The organism is Streptomyces coeruleorubidus (genome assembly GCF_008705135.1).
GTDB classification, from domain to species: domain Bacteria; phylum Actinomycetota; class Actinomycetes; order Streptomycetales; family Streptomycetaceae; genus Streptomyces; species Streptomyces coeruleofuscus.
In genome coordinates, this window is record NZ_CP023694.1 from 1,213,900 (window position 1) to 1,227,284 (window position 13,385).

Here is a 13,385-nt window from a genome sequence, read left to right on the forward strand (position 1 = left end):
CGTCCGGTGCGTGCTCTGGGGGTACCCCCGGCCGAAGGCTGGGGGAGTGCCGGGCGGACGCCCGCGTACTGGTTGTACGCGGGTGTTCGCCCGGTGCGGCGAGTGGGGGCACCTCCCACGCCCTTAAGGCAGTGGGGGAGCGTGCCGGGCGTCGCGGGGCAGGCGGGACTTTGCGGACACGCCCTAGCGCCCTGATCGCGGCTCATGCCAAGAAAGGTGTCTGCGGCGGAGTCCTGCCCTCCCGCGGAGAACCCTTCGCCCCAAGGGGCCCCGCCCGGGAACGCCGGTCCGGCCGGCCAGAGGGCGACCGGATACAGTGCGCGAGACGGCAGCCTGGTCAGGGAGGGCAAGCGTGACCGACACCAGCAACACCCGACCCGCCGACAGCGCAGCGCAAGCTCCGCGACAGAGCCGACTGCACCGCCTGATGCGCTACATCCCCCTGGTCGCCCCTGTCCTGCTGTGGGCCGTGCCCTGCTGGGTGCTCCTGCACACCGGCCAGCACTGGCCGCTGCCTGTCACGCTGGCCGGCACCGCCCTGTTCGCCCTCGGCCTCGTCGGTATGCCGCTCGCGATGGTGCGCGGCCACGGCCGGCGCCAGCAGGACCGGGCGGCGATCGTCGGTGACACCCTGCTGGGCACCAGCTGGGTTCTGTTCACCTGGTCCGTTCTGCTCGGCGTCTTCTTGCGGCTCGCCCTGACCGTGGCCGGCGTCGGCGAGAGTCAGGACCGGGCCCGAATCGTCACTTGGGCCGTCCTCGGCATCACCGCCGTACTACTCGCCTGGGGGTACGCCGAAGCCCGCCGCGTGCCGCGCGTGCGCCGACTCGACGTGCAACTCCCTCGGCTGGGTGCCGGGTTGGACGGCATCCGCGTCGTCCTCATCACCGACACCCACTACGGCCCCCTCGATCGCACTCGCTGGTCGGAGCGGGTATGCGAGACGGTGAACACTCTGGATGCCGACCTGGTCTGCCACACCGGCGACATCGCGGACGGCACGGCCGAACGCCGCCGCGCCCAGGCCGTCCCACTCGGTACCGTGCGGGCCACCCGGGCCCGGGTCTACGTCACCGGCAACCACGAGTACTACAGCGAGGCCCAGGGCTGGGTCGACCTGATGGACGAGCTGGGCTGGGAGCCGCTGCGCAACCGCCACCTGCTGCTCGAACGCGGAGGCGACACCCTCGTGGTCGCCGGCGTGGACGACGTCACCGCCGAGTCCTCCGGCCTGGCAGGCCACCGCGCCCACCTCGCCGGAGCCTTGAACGGCGCCGATCCCGACCTGCCCGTCCTGCTCCTGGCACACCAGCCCACGTTCGTCGACCGGGCGGCAGCCGACGGCATCGACCTCCAACTCTCCGGCCACACCCACGGCGGCCAGATCTGGCCCTTCCACCACCTGGTCCGCATCGACCAGCCCGCCCTCGCCGGCCTCAGCCACCACGGCCCCCGCACCCTCCTCTACACCAGCCGCGGCACCGGCTTCTGGGGCCCGCCGTTCCGTGTCTTCGCCCCCAGCGAGATCACCCTGCTCGTGCTCCGCTCCCCGTCAGGCGCCGTTCGCTCAGCCTGATTTTCTCGGCCGAGCCCGACTCGCGCGCCGACTCCCCGTTCCTCCCACTGGTGTACCCGTCCACTTCTCGACCAGCCGGTCGGCATGGTTCCGCGCTTCAGCGAGGGACTGCACGCAGGACTGGACCAATGCCGCACGGTCCCTCATGATGACGCTGCCATGACAATGCATGCCTCAGGGTGGTGACCGTGCGCGGATCCTTCATCAGGGCCATGACCACACTGGCCGCCGTACTCCTCGTAGTGCCCCTGGCGCCCGCGGCCGAGGCAGCAGTCGGACGACAACCCGCCCCCGAGGCCGGCGCCCGACCCGAAATCGCCGCGACCGCGGCGGACTGGACGCCGCCGCTCAGCACGCGGGGCCGCTGGATCGTCGACGCGGACGGCGACCGTTTCAAGCTGCGGTCCGGCAACTGGCACGGAGCCAGCGGCACCTGGAACGGCTCGGGAAGCGCGGACGAGGACGCCAACCACCACGCGGGGGAGAACTCCGGCCGGATACCGCTCGGCCTGGACCGTGCTCCCATGGCCCAGATCATCGCCGGCTTCAGGGAGATCGGAATCAACAGCATCCGGCTGCCCTTCTCCAACGAGATGATCCACGACAGCCGTCCCGTCACGGACGGTTCCGTGGCCGCCAATCCCTCCCTGCGTGGCAAAACCCCACTACAGGTCTACGACGTCGTGGTACGGGAACTCACCGCCGCCGGACTCGCGGTGATCCTGAACAACCACACCAACACCACACGCTGGTGCTGCGGAGTCGACGGCAACGAACGCTGGAACGCGAGCCAGTCCGCCGAGACCTGGGAGAACGACTGGCTCTTCATGGCGCGCCGCTACCGGGACAACCAACGCGTCGTCGGCGCCGACCTCTACAACGAGGTGCGCCGCACTGTCTGGGACGACCCCAACTGGGGGCTCGGTGACCACCACGACTGGTTCGCCGCCTCCCAGCGCGTCGGTGACCGCATCCTGACGGAGGCCGACCCCGACCTCCTGATCATCGTGGAGGGCATCAACTGGACCGGCATCCCCGTCGACGGACTCCCCCACGAACGCCCCACGCTGGAGCCCGTACGCCGCCTCTCCCACACGCTCGTCGACTCCGGCAAGCTCGTGTATTCCGCCCACTTCTACGACTACACGGGCCCCAACCACAGCGGCGCCACCGGCACGGGCGAGACCAGCGACCCCCGCTACCGCGACCTGAGTCCCGCCGAACTGATCAAGGTGCTGGACCGCCAGGCCTTCTTCGTGACCGCGGAAACGGACCGGCACTTCACCGCGCCTGTCTGGATCAGCGAGTTCGGTGCCGGTGGCCGGGACGAGACCGGTGACAGGCAGCGAGCCTGGTTCGGGAACTTCGTCGACCACCTGATCCGTACCGACGCCGACTTCGCGTACTGGCCGCTCGTCGGCTGGCACAAGGACCGCAAGGGCAACGGCTGGGCTCTTCTGCACTGGGACGCCGAGGGCCGCCGCATGGGCCTCTACGACGGTGATGACTGGCGGGCCGCCGCCTGGACCCGGCTCATCCGGACCCAGGGTCGCACCGGCCCGGTGCAGCCCGTGGCCGACTGGTCCATGCTCAGCCCCGATCACGGCGACTTCGTCCAGTCGCGGCGGATACGGGCCCTGCCCGACTGGGACCCTGGCGCCCGCAAAGCCGTGTGCCCCGACGGACAGCGGCTGCTCGGCCTCAGTCACACCGGCAACCGGGGCCTGTGCTCGGACGTGTCCACCGGCCCCTTGTGGGACCCGGCCGGCGGGCATGTCGTGGTCGCCGACGACCGGTACGTCAGGCCGGGCCACGACTGGGCGTCCGGATACACCAAACTCCAGTGCGCCGACGGCCACTTCCTGACCGGCTACAGCGTCCGCGGCTCCGCCGTCTCCGCCGCCCTGTGCGCGGCCGCTCCGGTCGGGGCGCTCGGCACGAGCGGCCGCACCGTCTGGTTCGACCGGGGCGACAACAGGGGCTCGGCCGCCAAAGGCGGCGACTTCGCGCAGGGCCGCTACAAGGGCCAGTGCGCGGACGACGAGTACGCGGCCGGGATCGCGTACACGGGTCGGGTGGGCTCAGCACGGACTCCGGACGCGCTCTACTGCCGAAAGCTGAGCTGACCGGCTGCGCCACCAGGGTCGTCGTGCCGGGCTCCTCCGAGCGGTTCGGGGCGCCGTCGGGTTTTACGGTCCCCGGTCGGCTCGTCTCAGTCCGTACCCGCCGCCCGACAGGGTCCGCAGCGCCGACGCAACGGCATCGGTCATCGCCCGGCGCGCGGCGGTGAGGGCCGGGCGGGGGTCGACCGCCGCGGGTGCCGCGGCGAGTGCGTCGCGGACCGCGCCGGTGAAGGCGGCATTCAGTGCCGTACCGATGTTGATCTTGACCATGCCGGACGCCACCGCCTGCCTGAGCTCTGCGTCGGGCACGCCCGTCGAGCCGTGCAGGACCAGCGGCACGGGGACCGCCTTGGCGAGGCGGGCGATGAGACCGTGGTCCAGCCGGGCGGTACGTGTGGTCATCGCGTGGGAGCTGCCGACCGCGACGGCCAGTGCGTCGACCCCGGTGACGGACACGAAGTCGCGCGCCTGATCGGGGTCCGTACGTGCCGAGGGTGCGTGCACTCCGTCCTTGCCGCCGATCTCGCCGAGTTCGGCCTCCAGCCACAGGCCCTGCGCATGCGCCCACCGTGCCGCGGCGCGCGTGGCGGCGACGTTCTCGGTGTGCGGCAGCGCGGACGCGTCGAACATGACGGATCCGAAGCCGCAGTCCGCGGCGCGACGCAGCAGGGCTTCGTCGGTGACATGGTCGAGGTGCAGGGCCACGGGGACGGTGGCCGCCTCGGCGAGCGCGGCGGTGGCGCGGGCTATCGGGGCGAGCCGGCCGCCGTGGAACCGCACGGCGTTCTCGCTGATCTGGCAGATGACCGGGCGGCCGGCGGCTTCCGCCCCGGTGACCACGGCCTCGGCGTGCTCCAGGGTGATCACGTTGAACGCGCCGACGGCCCGTCCCTCGCGGCACGCGGAGCTCACCACGTGAGCGGTGGGAGTCAGCGGCACGGACGGCCTCCTGTGGTGGTACACGAGGGCCGCGACAGCCGCAGGGGCAGGGACGGCGGCAGCAACATGGACTTGCGGCACGTGCAGGGTTTTGCTCGTTTGTGGACCATAAAACACCCAATCAAGCGCTGTGGTTTCATGGAGGTGCGCACATCGGGGCGCACATCAGCGACAGGGAGTTGTGAGACATGGCGGCACCACAGGCCCGGTGGAGCGCGCTGCTGGAGATGCTGACGCGCGACGGACGGATCGAAGTCGAACCGGCTGCCGAGGAGTTGGGGGTCTCCGCCGCGACGATCAGGCGCGACCTCGACGAGCTGGCCCGTCAGCAGATGGTGACCCGCACGCACGGCGGAGCCGTGATCAACGCGATCGCCTACGACCTGCCGCTGCGTTACAAGGCCGCGCGCAAGGCTCCGGAGAAGGAGCGGATCGCGGACGCGGCCGCCGGGCTGGTCAAGGCCGGCGCCGTGGTGGGGCTCAACGGCGGCACCACGACCACCGAGGTGGCCCGGGCACTGGCCACACGGGCCGACCTGAGTTCCGGCGGCGCGGAGACGGCGGTCACCGTGGTGACCAACGCCCTGAACATCGCCAACGAACTGGTCGTACGGCGCCACGTGAAGCTCGTGGTGACCGGCGGGGTGGCCAGGCCGGCGTCCTATGAGCTGATCGGGCCGCTGGCCACCGAACTGCTCGCGGAGATCGCACTGGACCAGGTCTTCATCGGGGTGGACGCCATCGACGTGGCCCACGGGGCGACCGCCCACCACGAGGGGGAGGCCAGCATCAACCGGGCGCTGGCCCGCCGCGCGCAGCAGGTCGTCGCGGTCGCCGACTCCTCCAAGCTGGACCGGCGGGCCTTCGCCCGCATCTGCCCGGTGGAGGACATCGACGTCCTGGTCACCGACAAGGGCGCCTCGGACGAGCTGACCGAGTCGTTCACGGCGGCCGGTGTAGAGGTCATCCGCGCCTGACACCGCACGCCGCTTCCGTGGTCTTCCCGGCCACGGCCTCGGCTCCGATGCGCGTCCCGGTGTCATCCCCGGACGCCGCCCGCGGTCAGGCCCGCGACGAGGTGGCGCTCCACGAAGACGAACAGCACCACCACGGGAACGATGGCGACGAGCGACGTGGCGAACAGGTACTGCCACTGCTCGTGGTACGAGGTGACGAAGCCGGGGATCGCCTTGGTCAGGGTCATCCGGTCGCTGGACGAGGTGATCGTGAGTGCCACCACGTACTCGTTCCACGCGCTGATGAAGGTGTAGACGAGCGCGGTCACCACACCGGGCATCGCGAGGGGCAGGACGACACGCGTGAGGGAGCCGAGCCGCCCGGTGCCGTCGAGCCAGGCCGCCTCCTCCAGTTCCCGGGGGATGCTCGCGAAGTACGCGTTGAGGATCCACACGCAGAACGGCAGGTTGAACGCCGCGTTCACCAGGATGAGGCCTTCAGCGGTGTCGGTCAGGTCGAGACTGACCATCTCCCGGTAGATGCCGACCAGCAGCGCTGTAGGAGCGAACATCTGGGTGACGAGTACGAGCAGCAGGAAGGCGCCGCGCCCGCGGAAGCGGTGCCGGGCGGTGTAGTACGCGGCGGGCATCCCGACGGCCAGGGCGAGCAGCGTCGACGCCCCCGCGACGTACAGCGAGAACATCAGCGCGTCCGCTACGCGCGGGTCGGTGAGCGACCAGATGTGGGTGAAGTTCGACCACTCCCACTGGGAGGGCAGATAGGACGGCGGGGACTTCATCAGTTCGGGCGTCGGTTTGAGCGCCGTCAGCAGCATGTGCGCGTAGGGCGCGAGAAACGCCAGCGCCACCAGCCATCCGACGGCGGTGAGCAGGACGGTGCGCAACTTCATCGGTCCTCGCCGCGTTCTGCGCGGCGCGGCTTCGCGGTGTGCGGCTTTGCGGGGGATGACGGCGGTCCTGCTCACGGGGTGTCCTCCTGTCGGCGGACGACGCGCAGATAGACCAGCACCACAGCGAGGATCAGCCCGAAGTTGACGACGGCCATGGCGGCCGACTCCCCCACCGCCTGGTTGTCGAAGGCGAGTTTGTACAGGTAGGTGGTGGTCGTGTCGGTGGCGAAGCCGGGGCCGCCGCGCGTCATGGCCCAGATGATGGGGAACGAGTTGAACACGTTGATGACGTTGATGATCGCGGCGACCACCAGTGCGGGCCGCAGCAGGGGCAGGGTGATGCCCAGGTAGCCGCGGAGCGGGCCTGCGCCGTCCACCCGCGCCGCCTCGTACACCTCGGCCGGGATGCTCTGCAGGCCGGCCAGCAGGACGAACGAGGTGAACGGCAGCGAGACGAACACCGCCACGCCCATCATCGCGACCAGGGCCTGCCCCGGGTTGGCCAGCCAGTTGACGGGCGCGTCCAGCACGCCGAGGTCCATGAGCAGCCGGTTGATCACGCCGTAGAAGTTGTTGAGCATCCAGCGCCAGATGAGTGCCGTCATCAGCACGGACGAGGCCCAGGGCACGATCAGCGCCCACCGCACCAGCCGGCGCCCGGGGAACTTGGAGTTCAGCAGTTGGGCCAGGCCGAGCGAGACCACCATCGTGACGGTGACGACCCCGACGACCCACACGACGGTGCGCAGCAGCACTCCGGGCAGGTCGCCCTCGGCGAACAGGTCGGTGTAGTTGCGGACTCCGGCGAACCCCTGGGACAGACCCGTGGAGCTCACCCGCGTCAGAGACGTACGGATCATCTCGACGACCGGCCAGACGACCATGGTCAGGATGAGGAGGGTGGCGGGACCGAGCCACAACAGGGGCTCCAGCGCGCGCCATGTCCTGCGGCCGCGGCGCGGCGAGGGCGGCGGCGGTGGCGCCGCCGGGGCCGGGTGTTCGGCCCCGGTGGCGCTCACGGTGACATCGTGTACGGCCACCGGGGTCAGTCGCCCTTCTGTGCGGTCTTCTGGATCTCGCCCAGGACCTTCGCCGGGTCTCCGCCCGCCACCGCCGTGCCGATGCGCTGTTTCACGGCGCCGTCGACCGCGGCCCATGCGGGGTCGTCGGTGGGGGCGAACTCGGCGCTGGAGAGGGCGTCGACGAACGGCTTGTAGTAGGCGGCGTTCTGGCTGTCGGAACTGAGCACCTCACCGGCCGACCTGGTGACCGACAGGAACCCCTCGGTGGAGACGAACTCGGCGGCGTTCTCCTTCTGGTAGAAGAAGTCGAGGAACTTCTTCACGGCCGCCTTGTTCGACCCGTCGCTCTTCTTGAACGCGACGAGGTAGTCCTGCACGCCGAGCGTCTTGTGGGTACTGCCGTCCTTGCTGGGCAGGGCCGCGACGCCGTAGTTCAGTTTCGCGTCGACCGGGTCGATGAAGCCCTTCCGCATGAAGACCGCACCGTTCAGCATGCCGATCTTGCCCTGGGCGAACTGGTTGAAGACGTCCTTGCGGTTGGTGGCCTCCGGGTTGGGCTGGGTGAGCTTGTCCTTCGTCAGTTTCCGCAGATAGGTGAGCGTGTCGACGTTGGCCTGCTGGTCGACGGCCCACTTGCCCGAGGCGTCGGTCCAGCCGCCGCCGTTGTTCATCGCCCAGATCTGGAACTCGGCCTGAGCCTCCTCGGGGCCCAGGGGCAGCCCGAGACCGATGTAACCAGCCTGCTTGATCTTCTTGGCGTCGGCCTCGACCTCGGCCCAGGTGGACGGCGGCCGGGTGATGCCCGCCTTGGCGAAGATGTCCTTGTTGTAGAAGAACAGGCGCGCGCTGGAGATGAACGGCAGGCCGTACTGAGCCCCCTTGTACTGCGCTTTCTGCCGGAACAGCGGGAGGAAGTCGGTCAGCACCTTGGGTGAGACGACGTCCTGCGCCTTGTGGACCAGGCCGTCGCGGGCGAAGTCGGAGAACTTGTTGTAGTTGAGGACGTCGGGGACCTGCTTGGTCTGGACGTACGTCTTGACCTTGGAGTCCATCTGCTCCCAGTCGACGACTTCGAGATTCACCTTGTAGCCGGGGTTGGCGGCTTCGAAGTCCTTGATCAGCGCGGTCCAGTAAGCCTGGGTGTCGTCGTCGTACTTCGCGGCGACGAATTTGATCGTCCTGCCGTCGGATCCGCCGCTGTCCGAGGAGCTGCCCTTGCCGCATCCAGTGAGGGCCAGGGCCAGGGCCAGTCCTCCGGCGAGGCCTGCGAGGTGCCGTTTCACGGAGTACCTCTCCGCACGCATGGCGTGCTTCGTCCAGCGCGTGCTCGCCTGATTGCGTGCCCGCTTGCTTGTTTATGCTCGAATCCAGGTGCTATCAATCACTGAACGACATGATGCTCCAGGAAACGCACACGGTGTCAAGAGCCGCCGCATGACGCATCGGTCACGCCGTGCGCCTGAGAGGGGAGACCTCCCGATGAGTCAGACCGAGACAGAGATCGCCACCCAGCCCGACTGCTGGCGGCAGGCCGTGGCACTGGCCCGGCAGCCCGACGGCCCCGCCGCCGCGCTGCCCCGGCCCGGCGAGCGAGTGGCCGTAGTGGGCTGCGGGACGTCGTGGTTCATCGCCCAGGCGTACGCGGCACTGCGGGAGTCGGGCGGCCACGGCGAGACCGACGCCTTCCCCGCCTCCGAGATGCCGGCGGGGCGCGCCTACGACCGGGTGGTCGCGCTGACCCGGTCCGGCACGACGACCGAGGTGCTGGAACTGCTCCGCCGGCTCCGCGGGCGCACCCCGACGACCGCGGTGACCGCGGTACCGGAGTCGCCGGTGAGGGGGTCGGCGGACACCGTCGTCCCGCTCGACTTCGCCGACGAGACCTCGGTCGTCCAGACCCGGTTCGCCAGCACGGAACTGGTGCTCCTGCGGGCGCACCTGGGCGAGGACCTGGGGCATCTGCCGCAGCAGGGGCGCTCGGCGCTGGACGAACCGCTGCCGGCCGGGGTCCTCGAAGCCGAGCAGTTCACCTTCCTGGGACAGGGCTGGGGGTACGGGATCGCCCAGGAGGCGGCGCTGAAGATGCGCGAGGCCGCCTCCGCCTGGACGGAGGCCTATCCGGTGATGGAGTACCGGCACGGTCCGATCAGCGTCACCGGACCCGGCCGTGTGGCGTGGTGGTTCGGGGACCCGGCCGCCCTGCCGTCCGGTCTCGCCGACGACATCGCCCGCACCGGCGGGCAGTTGGTGGCACTCGGCCGGGACCCACTGGCGGACCTCGTCGTGGTGCACCGACTGGCAGCCGCCCTCGCCTCCGCACGCGGTCTCGACCCGGACAATCCACGCCACCTGACCCGCTCGGTGATCCTGGCCTGACCATGCACCCCCGGAAAGGATCTCGGGGGTTCGCAGAATTTACCTGCCTGTTACGAACGGTTTCCGGTCCCGCCGAGGCCTCTCGGCGGGACCCCGGAGCGACCGCCACCAGCGACAACAGCTGCTTCAGGAGAACGCTCCAAGCACCCCGGAAGCCGCCTGCCCCACATGTTGACAGGTGGCGATTACCGCAAGAGCATGAGCGAAATCAGTTGGAATCTTGCATCGGCACGCAGTTTCAAGCAGATCGCAAGCCCCGCCCGGCACCGCGCTTCCTCGTGACCGTGCACTGCGCACGCCACCGGCACCACGCACCGCCGCTCCTGAGTCACCGTCCTGTCCGACAGGAGGACACGAGTGCAGCCCCGACTGAGCAGTCCCGGCGGCCCGTTGCTCGCAGCTGCCCTGACCGCCGCCCTGCTGACGGCGCCCGTCACCGGCTCCCCCGCTGCGGCCGCGGCCGACGCCCGCCCCACCGCCACCACCGGCGAGCCGAAGGTGGCCCCCACCGCGGACGCCGTCACGGTCTCCGTGCCGGCCTCCGCCGGCGCCCCCGGCTACACCCTCGACGTGGCCACCGACGAACTCGCCCTGACCACGCGCCGCTCCGGGAAGACCGTGCTCGCCACCGCCTCCGGCGACACCGGCGCCCTGCGCTTCACCGCGGCCGACGGCACGTGGCAGCACGCGACCGACGTCACGGACTGGACGTGGAAGAACGGCGTCCTGACCGTCACCGCCGACAGCACGCTCGACGGCACCACGGTGGAGGCCCGGATCACCCCCCTCGCCGACCGCTACCAACTCGATTGGGAGGTCCACGGCGGCGGGCCGAAGCAGCTGGGTCTCGCCTATGACCTGTCATCGGCCGGCCACTGGTACGGCCACGGCGAGGCGGAGACCCCGCAGGGCGGTCCCGGCGTCAACCAGCCCTGGCCGCTCGACGCCGGCGAGGTCGACCACGAGACCTTCGGCCCGGCGTCGTACAACATGATCGACCCGTTCTGGTACACCTCCAAGTCGACCGGTCTGCGCGTCGACACCGGGGATGTCATGGACGTGCGGCTCAACAAGGGCAAGGACGGCCTCGGCACCTTCACCGTCGAGTCGCCCGACACCTACAAGGCCACCGTGTTCGTCGAGTCGACGCCGCTGGAGGTCTACCGCGACTACATCGGCATCGTCGGCAAGCCGACCAAGAGCGACGCGACCTACGAGCAGTACGCCAAGCCGCTGTGGAATTCCTGGGCGCAGTTCTACACCAAGATCGACCAGGAGAAACTGCTCGACTACACCACCGACCTCCACGACAACGGTCTGGACGGGCACACCATCCAGCTCGACGACAAGTGGGAGTCGAACTACGGCAATCTGACCTGGGATCCCAAGACCTTCCCCGATCCCAAGGGCCTGTCCGAGAAGATCCACGACATGGGGTTCGACTTCGGCATCTGGGTCACCCTGTGGATCAACCTGGACTCCGACAACTACCAGTACGCGGTCGACAACGGCTACCTGCTCATGGACGCCAAGGACACGACCAAGCCGTGTGAAGTGACCTGGTGGAACGGCCAGGCCGGGATCATCGACCTGGCGAACCCGGACGCCAAAGCCTGGTACGAGGGCAACCTCAAGAAGCTGATGGACACGTACGACATCGACGGGCTGAAGTTCGACACCCGCTTCTTCGACGAGAAGTGCGCGCCGCGCGAGGGCCACCAGGCCACGGACTACCAGAAGCTCGGCACGCAGCTCGCCGACGAGTTCGACCTCCAGGGCGCGGGCATCCGGGTGCACTGGAACCAGACGGCCCACGAGGCCGGCTTCGTCACCCGCCAGGTCGACAAGGGCACCGGCTGGGACTCCCTGCGCGCCTCCGCCACCCAGAACCTGGCGATCTCCACCATCGGCTACCCGTTCGTCGAGTCCGACATGATCGGCGGCTCCGGCGGCCAGCCCGCACCGTCGAAGGACGTGCTGGTGCGGTGGGCGCAGTCCGCCTCGCTGATGCCACTGATGTACGCCTCGACCTCCCCGGTCGACACGAACGACACCACCACCGGGCAGAAGGTGGACTACGACCAGGAGACGGTCGACCTCTACCGGCAGGCGATCAAGACGCACGAGAAGCTCGCCCCCTACATCTGGGACCAGGTGCAGAGCACCCTGAAGACCGGCGATCCGATCATGCGGCCGCTGTTCTTCGACTTCCCGAAGGACGAGGCGAGTTACACGGTCACCGACGAGTGGATGCTCGGCCCGGCCGTGCTGGCCGCGCCCAAGCTGAGCACCGGCGCCACCCGCTCCGTCCATCTGCCGCCGGGCGCCTGGTACGACGTGAACCAGGGCACCGTGATCCGTGGCCCCAAGACCCTGAAGGGGTACGCGGCGCCGCTCGGCGTCACCCCGGCCTTCGTCGATCTCAAGGCCGAGGGCGCGGACAAGGCCATCAAGGCGCTCAAGCGCGACGACGCTCCGGCCGCCTCCGTGCTGATCACCCCGGACGCCCCGTCCACCGACGCCGGCAAGCCGTTCGAGGTGACCACCGAGGTGACCAACTGGGGCGCCCGGACCATCGAGAACGCCAAGGCGGCGCTGGCTCTGCCCGAGGGCTGGACGGCGAAGGCGACCGGCCCGACCACCGCCAACTCGCTCAAGAACGGCGCCACCCTGACCACCACCTGGACGGTGACCCCGGCCGCCGACGCCCGATGGGGCAGTCACAACCTCACCGGCACCGCCACCTACAACGGGTCGACGAAGGTGTCCGACACCGTGCAGGCGCAGGTGAAGGCCGCCCCGGGCAGTGTGCAGGAGCCGTACCTGACGACCGACACCACCTCCGAGGATCCTCAATACGCCCAGGCCGGCGACCAGTTCGCCATCTGGGCGGGCGGCCAGGACCTGTCGGGGTGGAAGGACGAGAAGGGCGTCATCTACCGCGACGACGCGGCCGGGGAGAAGGCCACCGTGCAGGCCCAGCTGGTCTCCCAGGACAGCGCATCACCGGTCGGCAAGGCCGGAGTCGCCCTCGCCAACGACCTGACGGCGCCCGAGAAGGGCGGTTACGCGGTGCTGGTCATGACCCAGAGTTACGGACTGGAGTTCATGACCGACAGCGACGGCGACGGGAAGCTCGACACCTGGGCGGGCGGTGGCTCCACCTACCACCCGGCCCATCTCAAGCTGACCCGGGACGGCGCAACGTACACGGCGTACGCCAGCAAGGACGGCGAGAACTGGTCGCAGGTCGGCACCGCCCAGGTGCCGTCGGCCACCGGCACCGGTGACGCCGGGATGGTCGCCAGCGCGGCCAACGTCAACTACCCCGGCGAGAACATCGAAGCCGTCTTCAGCGGATTCTCCGTCACCTCCTGACACGCCGGTCCGGCACCACCGCCACCCCCCGCTTCCCGGCAGGCCTCCCACCCCCATGGGGGCCTGCCGGGGACCCCTCCCTGCACAGCCGTGAGAATTGGAAC

General features: G+C 69.7%; 9 protein-coding genes. 5 read left to right on the forward strand and 4 right to left on the reverse strand.

What is annotated here, in order from left to right; translation table 11 throughout:
- The first annotated feature begins 352 nt into the window (after positions 1-352).
- Complete coding sequence (locus CP976_RS05550) at positions 353-1,576, forward strand: metallophosphoesterase (RefSeq protein ID WP_150479299.1); 1,224 nt, start codon at positions 353-355, stop codon at positions 1,574-1,576.
- A 212-nt stretch (positions 1,577-1,788) separates the two neighbouring features.
- Complete coding sequence (locus CP976_RS05555) at positions 1,789-3,702, forward strand: glycoside hydrolase family 5 protein (protein ID WP_190147048.1); 1,914 nt, start codon at positions 1,789-1,791, stop codon at positions 3,700-3,702.
- A gap of 63 nt (positions 3,703-3,765) precedes the next feature.
- On the opposite strand, the gene CP976_RS05560 is transcribed toward CP976_RS05555, so the two are convergent.
- Complete coding sequence (locus tag CP976_RS05560; RefSeq protein ID WP_150479301.1) at positions 3,766-4,638, reverse strand: class II fructose-bisphosphate aldolase; 873 nt, start codon at positions 4,636-4,638, stop codon at positions 3,766-3,768.
- Positions 4,639-4,826: 188 nt separating this feature from the next.
- Here CP976_RS05560 and CP976_RS05565 point away from each other — a divergent pair, with 188 nt between their 5' ends.
- Positions 4,827-5,615 (forward strand): DeoR/GlpR family DNA-binding transcription regulator, encoded by a 789-nt coding sequence (locus tag CP976_RS05565; RefSeq protein ID WP_086849218.1) that lies wholly within the window; start codon positions 4,827-4,829, stop codon positions 5,613-5,615.
- A 62-nt stretch (positions 5,616-5,677) separates the two neighbouring features.
- Here the strand turns inward: CP976_RS05565 and CP976_RS05570 are convergent, their stop codons facing one another.
- The 3 genes from CP976_RS05570 to CP976_RS05580 form a co-directional block, all read right to left on the reverse strand.
- Positions 5,678-6,505 carry a carbohydrate ABC transporter permease gene (locus tag CP976_RS05570; protein ID WP_150479302.1) on the reverse strand — a complete coding sequence of 276 codons (828 nt, stop codon included), beginning with the start codon at positions 6,503-6,505 and terminating at the stop codon, positions 5,678-5,680.
- A 71-nt stretch (positions 6,506-6,576) separates the two neighbouring features.
- The gene (locus CP976_RS05575; RefSeq protein WP_229876515.1) at positions 6,577-7,524 is read right to left on the reverse strand and encodes a carbohydrate ABC transporter permease; all 948 of its coding nucleotides are present in this window, start codon (positions 7,522-7,524) and stop codon (positions 6,577-6,579) included.
- Positions 7,525-7,550: 26 nt separating this feature from the next.
- Positions 7,551-8,831: an extracellular solute-binding protein gene (locus tag CP976_RS05580; protein WP_229876527.1), complete on the reverse strand. Its 1,281-nt coding sequence runs from the start codon at positions 8,829-8,831 to the stop codon at positions 7,551-7,553.
- Between the two features lie 175 nt (positions 8,832-9,006).
- On the opposite strand from CP976_RS05580, the gene CP976_RS05585 reads away from it, so the two are divergent.
- On the forward strand, positions 9,007-9,903 hold the full coding sequence (locus tag CP976_RS05585) for an SIS domain-containing protein (RefSeq protein ID WP_150479304.1): 897 nt from the start codon (positions 9,007-9,009) through the stop codon (positions 9,901-9,903).
- Between the two features lie 357 nt (positions 9,904-10,260).
- Entirely contained in the window at positions 10,261-13,281 is a 3,021-nt protein-coding gene (locus tag CP976_RS05590) for a TIM-barrel domain-containing protein (RefSeq protein ID WP_229876529.1), read from the forward strand.
- The last annotated feature ends 104 nt before the right edge of the window (positions 13,282-13,385 follow it).

Excerpts from the sequence above, each read along its gene's own strand:
- CP976_RS05580 (WP_229876527.1), bottom strand. The coding sequence starts at position 8,831 with ATGCGTGCGGAGAGGTACTCCGTGAAACGGCACCTCGCAGGCCTCGCC.
- CP976_RS05570 (WP_150479302.1), bottom strand. The coding sequence starts at position 6,505 with ATGAAGTTGCGCACCGTCCTGCTCACCGCCGTCGGATGGCTGGTGGCG.
- CP976_RS05565 (WP_086849218.1), top strand. The coding sequence starts at position 4,827 with ATGGCGGCACCACAGGCCCGGTGGAGCGCGCTGCTGGAGATGCTGACG.
- CP976_RS05585 (WP_150479304.1), top strand. The coding sequence starts at position 9,007 with ATGAGTCAGACCGAGACAGAGATCGCCACCCAGCCCGACTGCTGGCGG.
- CP976_RS05555 (WP_190147048.1), top strand. The coding sequence starts at position 1,789 with ATGACCACACTGGCCGCCGTACTCCTCGTAGTGCCCCTGGCGCCCGCG.